Source organism: Deltaproteobacteria bacterium (genome assembly GCA_016931625.1).
Taxonomy (GTDB): Bacteria; Myxococcota; XYA12-FULL-58-9; order XYA12-FULL-58-9; family JAFGEK01; genus JAFGEK01.
On sequence record JAFGEK010000017.1, the window covers coordinates 1 to 15788 of the forward strand.

Genomic DNA, 15788 nt, shown 5'->3' on the forward strand with positions numbered 1-15788 from the left:
ATCTTATATTTAAAAGCATAAAAAAGATCTCTCACTACGTTCGAGATGACACCCATGTTTCGCCAGTATTTATTGAGAACTTACAAAGATACTAGCGAACATGCCGTAAATTTTAAGAAAAATTTTGCTTTATTTAAGAAGGCATATCAATACGCAACAGATCCTGCGTCGGCTCTAAACCCTGGCAATCAGGCAGTCGTGAAAAAAATGTCATGGGAGATAAATGAGCGTGAACGTGCTATCGATTATTCTATTCAGAATATCATTACAAATAGACAAGCAGTAGTTCGTTCTAATGGCAATATGGACGAATTTAATGAAGATTTGAGCTATTCTCTCGAGATCAGCATTTACAATCAAAATGGTGAACAGAAATATAGCTTTATTTTCTATATAAATGGTACATGTGAAGTAAAAGACTGGACGCAGAAAATTTCAGAAGATAGAAAAGAGACAGCAAAACTAGTCACTAACAACACTATTATTAAACAACAAATGCAACCAATTGCACCATTATTAAAAACTTTAACAATTAACTGCGATCGCATAGTTCCGCATGTTCGAAAGCAGTTGGCAGAATTTGAATGTCTGGCTGAGTGACAGAATACTGATTCGCATAAGCTTAGAATCTTGGTTATATTTATTATAATGTTATATGGTTTCTGGATGCCCATTTACATGGGCATGAGGTAAAATAAAAAAATGTCAAGCAAAAGATGTGTGTATGATCATGAGGCTTTCGCTTAGAATTATATAGTTTTATAAAGATAGATACATTAAGGGACACACCCTAAATTCGTAAAAATAGTAACGTTTTTATTTACCTTAAATCTACTTGCTTGATTTTTATTTCGTGCTAAAAGGCATTATTCACAAAACTCGGCACTAATGCGGGTTTGTTTTAAGTGGCCTTTTAGTGCCTTAAGTGAGAGGTTTTTCATGGCTCGAAAAATTACTGAAGATTGCATTAGCTGTGGTGCTTGCGAAGCTGAGTGCCCAAACCAAGCTATTTCGCAAGGTGACAGCATTTATGAAATCGATCCAACAAAATGCGATGAATGCGCCGGTAAAGATGAAGTTATGTGCGTCAGTGTTTGCCCAGTAGCTGATACTGCCATAGTGAAGGCTTAACTATCTGTAATTAAAATATTTTTGCTGACCAGCTAGCCATATCGGCGAGCGGTTGCCAAAAGATACCGAAAACAAGAGTCGCTGCGGCAAGCCCAAATGCCAAAAATGCCGCAGTACTCTTGCTTGTAATGTTAGGCTGTTCATTTTCATTGCGCTCAAGATACATGGCTTTAAGTACACGCGCATAAAAATAAAGCGAAATTACTGAATTAATAATGCCGACCAGGGCAAGGGCGACATACCAAAAACCACCATTTTTAATTAGTGCTGCAAAAAGATATAATTTGCCAATAAAGCCAGCAGTAGGCGGTAATCCAGCCAATGAAATTAAGAATATGGCCATGCATAATGCTAGCAATGGCGCACGTCGACCAAGTCCGCAAAAGGCACTAATATCTTCGCTACTATGCAATTGCACATTGTCACTTTTAGCGTCTTGAGCCTTTTGATAAGCACGATCAACTGCGGCGACAACAGCGAAAGCCCCAATATTCATGGCTAAATAAACCGCAAGATAAACAATTAGTGCCCCTATACCATCACTGCCACCAGCAACAACACCCATGAGTAAATAGCCTGCATGCGCTATACTTGAATATGCAAGCAGACGTTTAAGATTGTTCTGCCAAATCGCTGATAAATTGCCTAGCGTCATGGTTATACTAGCAACAATACCTAATACTAAAACCCATGGTACCGCATGATTAAGCAACACCCTACCTGCATTAGCTGTATTTGGAAAAATTAAAAAGGTAATGCGCATTAAAACCGCAAAACCCGCAGCTTTTGGAGCAACGGACAATAGCGCGGTAAATGGCGTTGGTGCGCCTTCATAAACGTCAGGACACCACATATGAAATGGTGCAGCCGCAATTTTAAACCCAATTCCAGTAAGCACAAATACAAAAGCAATTAAAGCAGCCCATTGACCAGCACTATTTTGCAAAGCTTGCGAGCCAACTATTGCACGCCCTAGGGTGGATAGTGAAAGTTCTCCAAACAGACCAAACAACAGAGTAAAACCAAACAACATTACACCAGAAGCTACACCACCATATAATACGTACTTAAGACCAGCTTCGGCTGATCTGCCACTACGGTTATCAAAACCAGTAAGCAGGTATGATGCTAAACTTACTGTTTCGAGTGCTACAAAAATCATTAATAAATGATTGGCGCTGGCTAATAAACACATGCCCAGGGTCAACAGCAGTAATAGACCATGATATTCAATGCGTCGTGAATCAGGTAATGATGGTTGATCAATACCAAGAAATATAACCAATGTAGTGGCAATTATTACCAGTCCGCGTGAAAAAACTGAAAAGGGATCAAGAGTAATAAGGCCATTAAAAATTATTGGCCGATTGCTAATAAAAGCAAACCCGCCAGTAGCAAACAATAAAACTAATGCCGCGACCAAACCTAAGCCAGCCAATAGCGGAAAAATGATTTGCCTTTTTTTACCTTGGGGAGCGATCAATGCCTCAAGCAAAAATATTATAACCATGGTGGCTGCAATAATAAGTTCAGGCAGCACAAACATAAAACTGTCTATATTACCGATGCTATTCACTACACGCTCCTCATTAAAGTCCGGTCATTAATCCAGTCTTTACTGCTAATGGTTGCACTAAAGCATGTAGTGTTTTGTTGATCAGATTAAGTACCGGCATTGGATAAAAACCAAGGATAACCATAGCAGCAGCAAGCGGATATAATGTCATACGTTCGCGCCAATTGAGATCTGACAAGCCGACATATTTTTCGTTTGGTTTACCCAAAAACATGCGTTGCATTGTCCATAGATAATAGGCAGCTGTAATAATCACGCTGGTGGCAGCGATAATAGTTATTACTTTGAACACTGGGAACGAACCCATAAATACTAATATCTCAGATATAAAACCATTAAGACCTGGCAAACCTAACGAGGCCATGAATGCAAGACCGGTGATTGCGGCATACTCAGGCATAATTTTGGCAAGTCCGCCAAACCCTTCAATTTCACGGTGATGAGCGCGGTCATAAATAACGCCTGCTATTAAGAAGAGCGCCGCACTGATTATACCGTGGTTCCACATTTGATACACCGCGCCTGATATCCCCTGCGGGGTAAATGCGGCCATACCCAACAACACAAAACCCATATGACTAACTGACGAGTAAGCAATAAGTTTTTTGAGGTCTTTTTGCGCCATACAAACAAAGGCGGCATAAACTATGTTAATAACCCCAAAAATTGCTATAGCCCATTGCGCCCAAATAGTAGCATCTGGCAAAACTGCAAAATTAATTCGTAGCATGCCATAGGTACCCATCTTTAATAGAACACCTGCAAGTATGACTGAGATAGGTGTAGGCGCTTCAACATGAGCATCTGGCAACCATGTATGAAATGGAAACATCGGTACTTTGATCGCAAAAGCGATGAACATGCCAACCCAAATAACCTTAGTAAAAGGTAATTCTAATATTGGCGACATTAGGGCAAACTTTTTCGCCTGGCTTGCCAGAGCCACTAGATTGAAAGTGTGCTCAGCTATAGTACCATCAACTAGCGCGGTTTTATCTGAAGCGAAATACAATGCTATCATACCTAAAAGCATCAACACTGAACCGGCTAGCGTATAAAGAAAGAATTTAATCGCTGCGTATTCACGACGTGGTCCACCCCAAATACCAATGAGAAAATACATTGGCAGAAGAACTAATTCCCAAAACACATAGAACAAGAAGAAATCAAGCGCACAGAAAACACCAAACATACCAGTTTCAAGCAGCAACAATAACGCAAAGAAACCTGGTTGTTGGCGCCGTGAAAAATGCTTAGTATCGTCAGCGGCAATACCCCAAGGCATTGATGCAATAACGGCAACGACTGAAACTATTGCAGTTAGCACCATCATTGAAATGCTAATGCCATCAATACCAACAAAATATTCTATGTTAAATGAGCGTATCCAGATAAAATGATGCACAAATTGCATCTGGGTACTGCTTGAATCGAAGTTAGCCCACAAAATTACTGCCATTGCTAATGATGGTAGCGACGCCAGCAGTGCAAATAAACGCGAGCAGTTATTCACTGTTTGTGGTGATAGCTGCAGCAATTTGCGTAGCATGAGTAAAAGACCAATAGCGCCGACACCAAATAGCGGCGAAAAGGTCATCCAAGTAAGAAGTGTTGACGTAGTTTGCATTGCCATGATTAATGAAAACCTTTAGCCATAAACGTCTATAAGAAAACGAGTTAACACTATAAGAAAAACTGCACCAATCGCTATGCCCATTAAATACTGAGACAATCGACCAGTTTGTATTTTGCGCACTTGATTACCAAAGCTGCGAATAGTCATACCAACTAAATTGACAATACCATCGACTATATATGCATCGATAAGACCATCGATAACGGCAAATATGCGAGTTATTTTGCCAGTGAGGTTAACAACACCATCAATAATATTTTTGTCCCACCAGGAAAAAAGACGCGAAGTAAACATAAAGCTTCTTACATAGGTAGCTTGATAAAACTCATCAACGTAATACTTGTTGTAAACTAAGCGATTTAACCCTGGAAATCTTGCCAGTATACAGGCAGGTACTTGACTTTGGCGACCTCGATACATCCACCAGGCTAAGACTAAACCTACAGTGGCAACTGCAATCGAACTAAGCATCAAAACAAGTTCTGCACTATGAGCTGCATGACCTTCAAGACGCTCAGGCAACTTTGCAGCATGTTCAAATACCGGTTCTAACCAATGCTCTAGCCAAGGTGCCTTGCCCGTCCATAGTATAGGCAAACCAATAAATGAGGTTAATACCGCGCCAAGAGCAAGTACGATTAATACACTAGTTATAACTTTAGGTTGTTCGCGAGGAGTGCTGTTGCTATGGCTTTCATGACTAGAGTGAGTTGCATCACCATTATGACCATGACCATGCGCTTCTACTTTGGCAACCGGGCCGGTGAAAGTCATAAAATACGAACGCCACATATAAAACGAGGTAAGCCCTGCGGCAATGAAGCCTAAGAGCCACGGCACGAACCCAGGCACTAATAAACTATTAGAGTTAAAAGCACGCCAAAGGATTTCGTCTTTTGAATAGAAACCAGCGGCAATAGGAAATCCCGAAATCGCTACACAAGCCAGCCAGTAAGTCCACCTGGTTATTGGCATAACCTTACCGAGCCCGCCCATTTTACGCATATCTTGTTCATGATGCATGGCCAAAATTACTGAACCTGCACCTAAAAACAAGCATGCTTTAAAAAATGCGTGAGTTAATAAATGATAAGTGCCCGCCCAAAAAGCACCAACGCCAACACCAATAAACATATAGCCTAGCTGTGATACGGTTGAGTAAGCGAGTACCTTTTTTATGTCGTATTGAGTAACACCTATAGTGGCAGCAAAAAGTGCGGTGACCGCACCAACAACTGCAACAATGGTCATTGCTAACGGGCTATGCACATACATAAAATTCATACGTGCAATCATATAAACACCAGCGGTCACCATAGTCGCAGCATGAATAAGCGCTGAAACTGGTGTAGGGCCAGCCATTGCATCTGGCAACCATACATACAATGGAATTTGTGCACTTTTACCGGTGGCACCAATGAAAAAGAAAATACCTACCCAAGTAAAAATATCTAGGCCCCAGAGGGTTTTATCGGCATTGGCGGCGATCAATGATGATAGCTCGCGAAAAGTTACAGTATAGCCACTGCCAATTTGATAGCCAGAGTTACCAAATACGCCACCAATTCCCCAAAAAAGAATAAAAAAGCCAATTATAAAACCAAAATCTCCAATGCGATTAACAATAAATGCTTTCATACCAGCTTTGGCGTTATTGACGTCTTCATACCAAAAACCAATTAACAGATAAGAACAAAGCCCCACCCCTTCCCAACCGACAAACATTAATAAAATATTATCGGCCAACACCAATACCAGCATCGCAAACAAAAACAGATTGAGATAAGTAAAAAAGCGCCAAAAAGCTTGGTCATCAGCCATATAGCCTTTAGCGTATAGATGAATAAGTGAACCAATTAGCGATACCGCTAGCACCATTACTGCTGATAAAGCATCTAGGGAAAAAGCCAGATCAACTTTTAAATATGAACCGATAACTATCCAATCGGTAACTTTATGAACTAACACGCTGCCAGTAGGCGCATTATTAAGTTGCAATGCAGCTAATACAGCCACAACAAACGCCGCCCAAGGCAGAGCAATACTAATAGTTGCGATAGCACCTTTGCCAAAAGCACGCTGCAAACGCATACCAAATAGGCCGTTTATTGCTGCACCAATTAAGGGCAATAACGGAATAAATGCGAGATATTTACTGTCGACGACGGTCACAGCCATTACCCCTTGAGAGTTTCAACGCGCTCGAGATCAACGCTACGCCAGCGGCGATGCACCGCTAAAATAAGTGCCAAACCAACAACTGCCTCAGCAGCTGCTAATACAATAATAAAAAGGACAAAAGCTGCACCAATAATAATTTGATTGCTATAGCGGGCAAATGCCATCATGTTGATACCAGCAGCGTTTAATAAAAGCTCAATACCAATCAACACCGCTACTGCATTACGACGGGTAACCACAGTAATTAAGCCCAGCACAAAAAGTATCGCTGCCAGCACGAGAAAATGTTGTAGCCCAACTTGCATCATGACTTACTTCGCCTTGTTATCTATGTGATGATGACGACGAGCCAATGTTACCCCGCCAATAACCACCCCAAGTAAAATTAAGCCCACCACTATAAAAGGTAGCATTAAGTTACCTGATAACATCTCACCCAAACTAGCAGTAGTCGGCTCTGGTGTAGTTAAAGAAGAGCTTTGCCGCCAAGGAGTTAAAACTGCAATTGATACCAATAAAACCAGCAGAGCCCCGCCCATTAAAAGACCAATAGGCCATGAACCACTACGATTGCTTCGGTTTACAGTTTCGATATTAGAAGTAAGCATAACCGCAAAAAGCATAAGCACGAGAATGCCACCAACATAGACTAAAAGCTGCATAACCGCGACAAAATCAGCGGCTAACATGCCATAGATTATCGCCACGCCAAAAAAGGTACCCAACAAAGCAAAAACCGCACGCACAATGTTATGAGAAAAAACCGCATACGCAGCTGTAGCAACCGTCGCTAAAGCAACACCATAAAAAATTAAATCGGGTATGGTTATATCATTCATGCCTTGCCTCGATCATCGCCAGCATCGGCACCAGAGTTCAAAACATTAGAAGCGTTATTTTCAGTGGACGCTGTATTTACAGCTTGTCGCTGCACCATAATTGTTTGGGACGCTGCAATCTGCTTAGCGCTGCGCTGTCCTTTGGCATTGGGCATTAGCCTTCGCAGTACTGAACCAGAAGGGGGACGTTTTACATTCGCATCTTCTTTTTTTACCATCTTAGCGACTGGCACTGATTGTTCAACGAAGTGTAAAAGTAAGTTATCTATATTATAAGTACCGCCTTCAAATTCTCGCGTATGATGTATAGCCCCAGTCGGGCAACATTCTTCGCAAAAACCACAATGCATACAGAGACCAAAATCGATATCAAACTTATTAATTTGCCGATCTTTGCCTTTGCTTACCTCTATTTTTATGCATTTAAGCGGACAAGTACGCTCACAAAGACCGCAACCAGTACAAAATTCAAGATCTACTTCAAGCAAACCACGTGAGCGTTCTGGTAGCATTGCCACAATTGGTTTGACTGTGCGATCAGGATATTGCAGCGTAACTGGTTTGCGCAACAGATATGAGCCCGTAACCGCAAGACCGTCACTAAGACTTTTTACTGTGCGACCGATAGCAGCAAAATATTCGCGAATAGCGCCCACTTATTTTGACTCCTCTTTTTTGCGAAAGGCACCGTAGTGGCGAACTTGCAGCTCGGGATCAAAAACACCTACTTGGCCACGAGCAAGATCAATTGAAATAGAGTCACCTACACTGCGTATATGATAAAACATGCGCTTAATAAAAAGCCCAACAAAAGCAAAACCCATCACTGTTGTTGCTATACGCACTATATCATGGGCAAGCGAAGCCTCTGGTACTAACCAAATATACAAGGCGTTTGCCGCAAGCATCGTGAAAGATAAAGGTAAAAGGTAGCGATAGCATAAGCTCATTAGTTGATCGACACGTAAACGTGGCAATGTCCAACGTAGCCATAAAACAACAAACGCGCCAAAGCTCGCTTTCGCAGCAAAAATTATCGCACCAAAACCTTGCAGCAATATCGAGTTAGCTTGAGCATTGGCTTTAACACCAGGTATTTGCCAACCCCCGAAAAACAAGGCAGTAGCAATCGCGCTCATTAAATAAACATTAGCGAATTCACCTAAGAAAAATCCACCAAAGCGCATACCAGAATATTCAACGTTATAACCTGCAACTAATTCGCTTTCGGCTTCAGGCAAGTCAAATGGTGTACGATTACCTTCGGCAACGGCAGCGGTGAAAAATAAAAAGAAACAAACAAAAGTAAATGGATTATAAAAAATATACCATTGCCAAGGCCAACCACCTTGTTGTGAAATAATGCTTTGTAGCGACAAAGAACCCGCCAATAGCGCAATAGACATCATAGATAAAACTGAAGGAACTTCATATGAGGCTACTTGCGCGGCTGAGCGTATACCACCTAACAATGCCCATTTATTATTCGATGACCAACCCGCCATCAAAACTCCAACGACGACGAGTGAAGTAATTGCAACCAAATACAAAATACCAACATTAAAATCAGTAGCGATTAAGAGCTGACCGAATGGAATAGTTGCAAAAGCACTAAACACACCAACTACTACCAAATACGGAGCTAAACGAAATAAAGGTCGATCAGCTGCAGCAGGGATGATGTCTTCTTTAGTAATAAGCTTTACGCCATCTGCCATCCATTGCAAAAAACCAATGGGGCCAACTCGATTTGGCCCAATACGACTTTGCGTACGTCCAGCTACGCGGCGCTCTGCCCAAGTTAATACACCAGCTATTGTTAAGGCGATAATTGCAACTAAGGCCGCAACAATAATAATCATTACCGCTGCAGTTACATCTGCCATTAAGCTACTGAAACCAAAAGTTGACACAATATATTGTGTTAATGCTTGCATGGTTAGCGATCCATCTCTGGCGCGAGAACATCAAGAGTTGCTATCACCGCAACTAAATCAGCGATCATAAGACCTCGCGAAACATGTTCAATGATGCTTAGTGCGGCAAAAGAACCCGAGCGCATTTTAAGGCGATACGGTTTATCACTACCATCGGCTACTAAATATACACCGAACTCACCACGTGCACCTTCAACGGCGCTGTATGTTTCACCCGCCGGAATCTTTAATAGTCGTGAAACCTTAGCACGAATTTCCCCAGTTGGTAGTTTGGCAATTGCTTGACGAACTATTTTGATACTTTGCTTAATTTCTAATACGCGCATGTAAAAACGGTCATAGCAATCACCAACCACACCACGGAAGCCAGTACCAATCGGCACTTCAAAATTTATGTCATTATAAGCACTATATGGTTGGTCTCGCCTTAAATCCCAATCAACACCGCTTGCTCTTAAATTAGGCCCAACTAAACCCCAAGCTTTAGCATCGTTTGCATTAATAGTGGCTATATTAGCTAGGCGTTTAACAAAAATCTCGTTACCTGAAATAAGTGAATCAAATTCTTTCATTACTGGTTCGAGATGAGCAACATAAGCATCAACGTCTTTTAACCATTGTTCTTCAGCGTCGTAAGCGACACCACCAATGCGTATATAATTATAAGTAAGACGTTGGCCGCAAAGCGCCTCCATTAAATCATTGCCACGCTCGCGTTCACGTAATAGGTAAAGAAAGGGCGTATAAGCCCCGATGTCCATGGTTACTGAACCGAGTGTAATAAAATGCGAGATTATCCGATTGAGTTCAGCAGCAATAATGCGTAAATATTCAGCCCGTGGCGGTACCACAATACCGGCTAAACGCTCGACCGCCATAGCATAGGCTTGACCTACAAAAATCGCTTCAAGATAATTAACTCGATCACCAAACGGTAAAAAGTTTGCATATGGATGTTGTTCGGCAATTTTTTCAATACCCCGATGCAAATATCCAACATCAGGTACCGCCTTACGCATGATCTCGCCGTCGGTATGCAAAATAAAACGTAACACCCCATGCGTTGAAGGGTGATGTGGCCCCATATTTAATAATAATTCTTCGCGCGCAACAGTAGCCACCATTTTACTTGCTCTCCGTTAGGTTATTGGTGGATAACTCGGGCTTGTGTCTGCGCGTAGGAATGCCTTGATAAAATTCGGGCTCTTGATAATCTTTACGCAATGGGAAACCCTGCCAATCATCAGGAAGTAAAATACGACGTAGATCTGGATGATCAGTAAAATTTACACCTAACAAATCAAATATTTCACGCTCATGCCAATTGGCTGCGGGCCAAATATCTTGCACGCTAGCTAATTGAGGTGCAGCTCGTTCAATGCGAGTTTTAATGACCACTTGAGCACGTTGCGAATAAGAAAACAAATGGGCTACAACTTCAATCTCATCTTGTTGTAAGTAGTCAATACCAGATAGAGCGCGTAAAAAATCAAACGATAGTGAGTTATGCAACAAATGCATGCAAGCGTGCCATTTGGCTGCTGGCACTTTTATAAACTCATCTCCAACACCTGAGATGTGCTCGCAACCTTCACCTATTTGCGTTTGTAATTTGGTTAAAATGTCGGCAGCTTGCAACTTGAATCACCCCTTATTAAGATGAATAGAATTATTAATATTAGTAGCAGCCATAGTTTCATTAGCTGCTGCATTTGTATCACCAGAATTACGTTTACTTATTGGCCACGGGTCGTGACGTTCAGGTAAACGACCGCTTGCTTTACGCATCCATGGTTCTTTAGCCATTTTATCTTGTACGAGTAAAAGCCCTTCAATAAGCGCTTCAGGCCGTGGGGGACAACCAGGGATATAAACATCAACCGGTAAAATTAAATCCCCACCCTTAACTACTGAATAACTATCGTAAAAAGGTCCGCCAGTATTAGCACATGAACCCATAGCAATTACATATTTAGGTTCTGCCATTTGTTCATATAGCAAACGTACGCGGCTAGCCATTTTATAAGTTAAAGTACCAGCAAGAATGATGGTATCTGCTTGCCTGGGTGTTGGCCTAAAAATAAAGCCGAAACGGTCAGCATCAGTTCGTGGACCACCGGTTTGCATTAATTCAATACCACAGCAAGCAGTGGCAAAAAGTAGATACCATTCACTATTTTTACGTGCGAGATTAATCAGGTCATCTAACACACCAACGGCAAAGGCACCATCTGGGCTTCTTTCGATATGGGGCGTCACCGTCATAGCCTTTCTGCTTTAGGGTCAGTGGCTATCGCGTTAGTAGTATTAGCACCGCTGACCTCTGACTCGGTTTCATCAGTTTTATAAGAAGCAGTATTGGTAAAAAGATGCTCTTTAATCTCACGTACCCAGCTTAGATCACCATGTCGCCAAACATATGCTAATGTAAGGATCATAAAACCAAGATAGCTAAATAAGGCTATTGCTGTGGCACCGGCATTATTGCTACCTAAAAAACGACGAAAAATCACAATAATTGGCACGGAAAGAGCTAATTGCACATCAAAAGCAACAAAAACTAAAGCAATTACATAAAAACGATTATTAAAATTAAACCAAGCTGAACCAAAAGGTCTCTCTCCGCATTCGTAAGTAGAAAGCTTTTGCGCATCTGGCTTTCTGGCTCTAAACATTCTACCTAAAGATAGAAGCACAAAAAGCAACGCCGCGCTTACCAGAAGAAAACCAAATATAACCGCAAGGTCAAACGACATAGCAGCCGGTAATTAACTACTAATAACCAGAAGTCAACAGCACATTTAAAAATATTGACTTTTTTGTTTAACAGTAAATATCTTATAACTATGCGATTCTTTAACTTTTTTGGTATAATTAGGGGGTGTCTATAAATGTTGGACTTAAGAGATTCACGAAAGCCCGCGTAAACGATGGCCGCGCGCTTAAGTAAAATCATGCAAAAGGCTTGCTAGTGGCAAGTCGCAGGCAAGATTTTTACGAGCACGTGGCCGTAAGTAGCGGATTTCGTGAAGATCGACGGGAGACATTTAGGGACACCCCCTATTTATAAAAGGATATTGTTGAATTATATGTACTTTCGCTAGCAATGATCGAATGTTGCAGGGGCAATAAATTCATGAAAAAAAAAATAATCGTATCCTTATTAAACAAAAAGCAAGATTATCAGCAATTGATGGCTAATGACGCTTACGAAACTGCGGGACGCGCTGGTTTCGATGTAGAAGTGCATTTTTGTGATAATAACTCGGTAATTCAAATACGTTTACTTTTACATCACATAAACGCTAAACCTGATGAACGCCCAGTTACCATAATTGTCGAGCCAGTTAGCTCACATGGCATTGAAAATATTGCAAGAAGTGCTGTAACTAATGGTATTGGCTGGATAATACTCGACTCTCATCCGCCCTATCTTGATACTTTACAAACTGAATTTCCGCAGGCAATTATTTCAAAAGTTGATGTTGACAACAAAGACATTGGCGCAATTCAGGCTCAGCAAGTAATGGCGCTTTTATCATCTGGCGGAAATATTCTCTGTGTTGAAGGGCCAAATGTAAGTTTACCAGCAAGGGCACGGCATGAAGGATTTGTTGAAGGATTATCTAAAATATCCAATATGAATATTGAACAGACTTTGCTTGGTAATTGGACTGAAACAGTTGCCGAACAAGTTGTTTCGTCTTGGTTTAGACGTAGCCGTGGCAACATAAACCAAATTAATTTAGTAGCCGCACAAAATGATGCTATGGCACTAGCAACAAAGCGTATCATAGAAAATGAACAACCTGGATGGAAAAAGATTATCTATATTGGGTGTGACGGGTTACCTCAAGGTGGACAAGATTTAGTAGATAAAAGAATATTTGCCGCTACTATTATCAAACCTTCTGAGACAGGGCCGGCAATAGTTCAACTGGCTAACTATCTACAAGGAAACATAATAAATAAAAATATTACCTTGCCGGTGCATTCTTATCCCACATTACACCAACTAAATCTTACACGTGGGTTTTAGTCAGGGGAGTGTCCCCTAGCTAAATCAAATTTTTAGAGCGTTAATAGAGTTCAAAATTGCGTCACGATGATTTTTTAATTTCAGCACTTCTCCTGATGCTTCAACAATTATAAGACGTGAGCCAGAAACAAATAATGCGATTAAATAACCGTAATCTTGCAGGCCTACAGGCGCCGCCAATTCTAGTAAGTAGCCTGGGATCTGGCCAGCGGTAATATCATTTTCGTTAGTAAAAATGTAGCCCGCATCAAGCATGCGTTTTTTCAATGCTTCGCGCCAAAAAACAACTTTCGCTTCTGGTGAATTTTTTTCTGTACGTACGCGATACACTACCCCATCAGGACTAACCGCGCGAAAATGATTTATACCATCATCATAAGCAGCAAACCCGTCAGGAACTTTTGCTTCAAAACGACGACACCCGTTTAGCAGCAACGTTGTTGAAAGCACGCTGGCAATTACCAGCAAAGGAAATAAGCTTTGAGAGTTGGTTTTCATTTGCGAAAGTCTTCAATAAGGTCGATTAAGTTTACGGTATTTAGCCAAGCAAAAGACGAACTGCCGTCACGTATTGGTGGTTGGCGTTCACGAAACTGAAAATTTACCGTTAAATCAGCAAAAGCAACATGATGTTCAATTAAATTTAAACTACCACGTAATTGTTCAATATCAGCAATGAGTTGAGTCATTTCATGTTCAATCGACACAATAGCATTTAAACTAGCACCATCTAATACCTTAAAATATCGCGCGAGCACTGCTTCGCGAGAGGCTACTAAAGTACGTTTTTCTTCAATATCAAAAGTTACATCTGTGCTGTTATAAGTCTTTTGTATTACCTTACCTAAGCTTTCAGCCATAGCAATAACTTTTGCTAGCGCATGGTGTGGCACCCGTAAAACTACATAGTCATTTTGCCTTTGTGAAAAATAACCGCCAAGTTCTTCGTTGCGTTTAATTAAATCATCGGCAGCCTGCGTGCGATCAGTCACTTTTAAAACCAATGACGTTGAAACCGTTACTTTAGGTGCTGACGCTTTTGCACTAACAGCGCATAGAGAAAGCAATAAAAAAGCAGAAAAAGCACCTCTTGCTCCCCTAATCATGATTCACCTCGCTCTAGTATATTGTTTACCGCATCATGATAACGTTGTTCGTGTTTTTGTGAAGGGTAGTAGATTTCGACAATTTGTAATTCGTCATCAATTACCCGCAGGCCAATAAGATAACGATAAGCAGCCTCTGATTGATCTACTAAACGCAGAACAGCAAAATCGCCAATATTAGTTATCGAGGCAGATTTATACTCTGGCGCCAACCTACTTTGGACAGCTTTCATCCAGTAATCAGTAGTACCTACTGGAATATTTTCACGCGTACTTGCCCATATTACCGCACCATCAGCGCTTTCGGCGGTCCAATGAGTTTTTTCACTTAGTAGCACCATGCCTTCGGGAACATTCAGTTTTAACCGTTTGCCTTGATGCGCAATATCGCGACTAAACGGCGATAACGAACGGATCCAACGAAAGGCCGCTAATTCATCAACTGAAGATGATGACTCACGTGGCTGGCGTGCAATCGCTTCAATAGATAACCGTGAAAATTCGGCAAGCGAAGCCAAAGTTTTTACTTGCATTTCGGCGCGATCAATTTCTTCGGTGAGTCGTCTTATTTCAGCTAAAATTTGTAATTTTTCATGTTCTTTACGTGCACGTGCTAACAAATCGATTAAACGATCACGGCTAGCTTTTAAAGTTTTTAACCGTAATGAAATATAAGTATATGAGTCGGTGACATCCTCGGCAGTCATTGAACGATCAAGCACATCACCAAGCTTTAAAACCGCAGCATAGATTTCACGAAATTTCGCAACTGGCACCCGCAAAGTTATTGCATTATCAGTCAAACTTTCAATATAACCACCTACTGTCTCGCTAAGCTTTGCTGCACTAGCAAGTGTTTCTTTGGGGCTGGTAACTCTCAACTTAACAAAACCGTTATAGTGAACCATACGGTTTATTTTTGCTGGTGGTTGCTCTTGACCTTCGATGCTTTCGCTTTCTTCTCTTTGGTTTGCAGCACCAGGACCACCGCGACTAAAATCTTTGCCTTTGCTGCCACCTTTACCAGATGAAATACGTCCAATTTTCTTTGATCGCATGGGCATTGGCTTTGAGGCCGCAGGTGGCGGTGGGGGGGCTTTGGTGTCCGACATAGTCGCAGCAGCAACTTCAGGCTCTGACATGGGTGGTGCCATTTCACTAGGCGATTCTGCGCTTAATGTGCAGGAGCCCGCAAAAAGGCAAAAAGCCACCAGTGCCTTTACAATACTGCAACCATGTATTGAATTATACTCATTGTAAACATATGATTTGATCATAAAGTTTTCACTTTCACCAAGTAAACCAACCAAATACTGTTAGCTCAGCTTTTGGGAGTTTTATGA

18 protein-coding genes are annotated in these 15788 nt (G+C 41.4%); 4 read left to right on the plus strand and 14 right to left on the minus strand.

All coding sequences use genetic code 11. The annotated features are described in order from the left end of the window. The first annotated feature begins 54 nt into the window (after nucleotides 1-54). On the plus strand, nucleotides 55-600 hold the full coding sequence (locus JW841_00865) for a hypothetical protein (GenBank protein MBN1959469.1): 546 nt from the start codon (nucleotides 55-57) through the stop codon (nucleotides 598-600). Nucleotides 601-939: 339 nt separating this feature from the next. Then, on the plus strand, nucleotides 940-1131 hold the full coding sequence (locus JW841_00870) for a 4Fe-4S binding protein (protein MBN1959470.1): 192 nt from the start codon (nucleotides 940-942) through the stop codon (nucleotides 1129-1131). A gap of 10 nt (nucleotides 1132-1141) precedes the next feature. Here JW841_00870 and JW841_00875 read toward each other — a convergent pair whose 3' ends face one another. The 11 genes from JW841_00875 to ndhC all read right to left on the minus strand — a co-directional run bounded on the left by JW841_00875 (nucleotide 1142) and on the right by ndhC (nucleotide 12056). Then, entirely contained in the window at nucleotides 1142-2707 is a 1566-nt protein-coding gene (locus JW841_00875; protein MBN1959471.1) for an NADH-quinone oxidoreductase subunit N, read from the minus strand. Nucleotides 2708-2720: 13 nt separating this feature from the next. Further along, entirely contained in the window at nucleotides 2721-4334 is a 1614-nt protein-coding gene (locus tag JW841_00880; protein MBN1959472.1) for an NADH-quinone oxidoreductase subunit M, read from the minus strand. A gap of 21 nt (nucleotides 4335-4355) precedes the next feature. Further along, complete coding sequence (gene nuoL, locus JW841_00885; GenBank protein ID MBN1959473.1) at nucleotides 4356-6521, minus strand: NADH-quinone oxidoreductase subunit L; 2166 nt, start codon at nucleotides 6519-6521, stop codon at nucleotides 4356-4358. Then, nucleotides 6521-6829: an NADH-quinone oxidoreductase subunit NuoK gene (nuoK, locus tag JW841_00890; GenBank protein ID MBN1959474.1), complete on the minus strand. Its 309-nt coding sequence runs from the start codon at nucleotides 6827-6829 to the stop codon at nucleotides 6521-6523. Before nuoK ends, nuoL begins: the two co-directional genes overlap by 1 nt. Nucleotides 6830-6835: 6 nt before the next feature. Continuing rightward, complete coding sequence (locus JW841_00895; GenBank protein MBN1959475.1) at nucleotides 6836-7363, minus strand: NADH-quinone oxidoreductase subunit J; 528 nt, start codon at nucleotides 7361-7363, stop codon at nucleotides 6836-6838. Then, nucleotides 7360-8019: an NADH-quinone oxidoreductase subunit I gene (locus JW841_00900; GenBank protein MBN1959476.1), complete on the minus strand. Its 660-nt coding sequence runs from the start codon at nucleotides 8017-8019 to the stop codon at nucleotides 7360-7362. The genes JW841_00895 and JW841_00900 overlap by 4 nt, the downstream gene beginning before the upstream one ends. After that, on the minus strand, nucleotides 8020-9300 hold the full coding sequence (gene nuoH, locus JW841_00905) for an NADH-quinone oxidoreductase subunit NuoH (protein ID MBN1959477.1): 1281 nt from the start codon (nucleotides 9298-9300) through the stop codon (nucleotides 8020-8022). A 2-nt stretch (nucleotides 9301-9302) separates the two neighbouring features. Beyond that, on the minus strand, nucleotides 9303-10424 hold the full coding sequence (locus JW841_00910) for an NADH-quinone oxidoreductase subunit D (protein ID MBN1959478.1): 1122 nt from the start codon (nucleotides 10422-10424) through the stop codon (nucleotides 9303-9305). Between the two features lies 1 nt (nucleotide 10425). After that, complete coding sequence (locus tag JW841_00915; GenBank protein ID MBN1959479.1) at nucleotides 10426-10821, minus strand: NADH-quinone oxidoreductase subunit C; 396 nt, start codon at nucleotides 10819-10821, stop codon at nucleotides 10426-10428. 123 nt (nucleotides 10822-10944) lie between these two features. After that, nucleotides 10945-11565 carry an NADH-quinone oxidoreductase subunit B gene (locus JW841_00920; GenBank protein MBN1959480.1) on the minus strand — a complete coding sequence of 207 codons (621 nt, stop codon included), beginning with the start codon at nucleotides 11563-11565 and terminating at the stop codon, nucleotides 10945-10947. Continuing rightward, nucleotides 11562-12056, minus strand: coding sequence for an NADH-quinone oxidoreductase subunit A (gene ndhC / locus JW841_00925; GenBank protein ID MBN1959481.1), 495 nt, complete (start codon nucleotides 12054-12056; stop codon nucleotides 11562-11564). Before ndhC ends, JW841_00920 begins: the two co-directional genes overlap by 4 nt. 380 nt (nucleotides 12057-12436) lie before the next feature. Between ndhC and JW841_00930 the strand changes: the two genes are divergently transcribed. Continuing rightward, entirely contained in the window at nucleotides 12437-13339 is a 903-nt protein-coding gene (locus JW841_00930) for a substrate-binding domain-containing protein (GenBank protein MBN1959482.1), read from the plus strand. A gap of 24 nt (nucleotides 13340-13363) precedes the next feature. On the opposite strand, the gene JW841_00935 is transcribed toward JW841_00930, so the two are convergent. Genes JW841_00935 through JW841_00945 form a run of 3 tightly spaced genes read right to left on the minus strand, consistent with a single transcriptional unit; the run spans nucleotide 13364 to nucleotide 15557 of the window. Continuing rightward, nucleotides 13364-13837, minus strand: coding sequence for a hypothetical protein (locus JW841_00935; GenBank protein MBN1959483.1), 474 nt, complete (start codon nucleotides 13835-13837; stop codon nucleotides 13364-13366). After that, nucleotides 13834-14445 (minus strand): DUF4349 domain-containing protein, encoded by a 612-nt coding sequence (locus JW841_00940; GenBank protein MBN1959484.1) that lies wholly within the window; start codon nucleotides 14443-14445, stop codon nucleotides 13834-13836. Before JW841_00940 ends, JW841_00935 begins: the two co-directional genes overlap by 4 nt. Further along, entirely contained in the window at nucleotides 14442-15557 is a 1116-nt protein-coding gene (locus tag JW841_00945) for a DUF4349 domain-containing protein (GenBank protein ID MBN1959485.1), read from the minus strand. Before JW841_00945 ends, JW841_00940 begins: the two co-directional genes overlap by 4 nt. On the opposite strand from JW841_00945, the gene JW841_00950 reads away from it, so the two are divergent. Next, nucleotides 15547-15705, plus strand: a complete 159-nt coding sequence (locus JW841_00950) for a hypothetical protein (protein MBN1959486.1) — start codon at nucleotides 15547-15549, stop codon at nucleotides 15703-15705. The genes JW841_00945 and JW841_00950 overlap by 11 nt on opposite strands. Nucleotides 15706-15788: the final 83 nt, after the last annotated feature.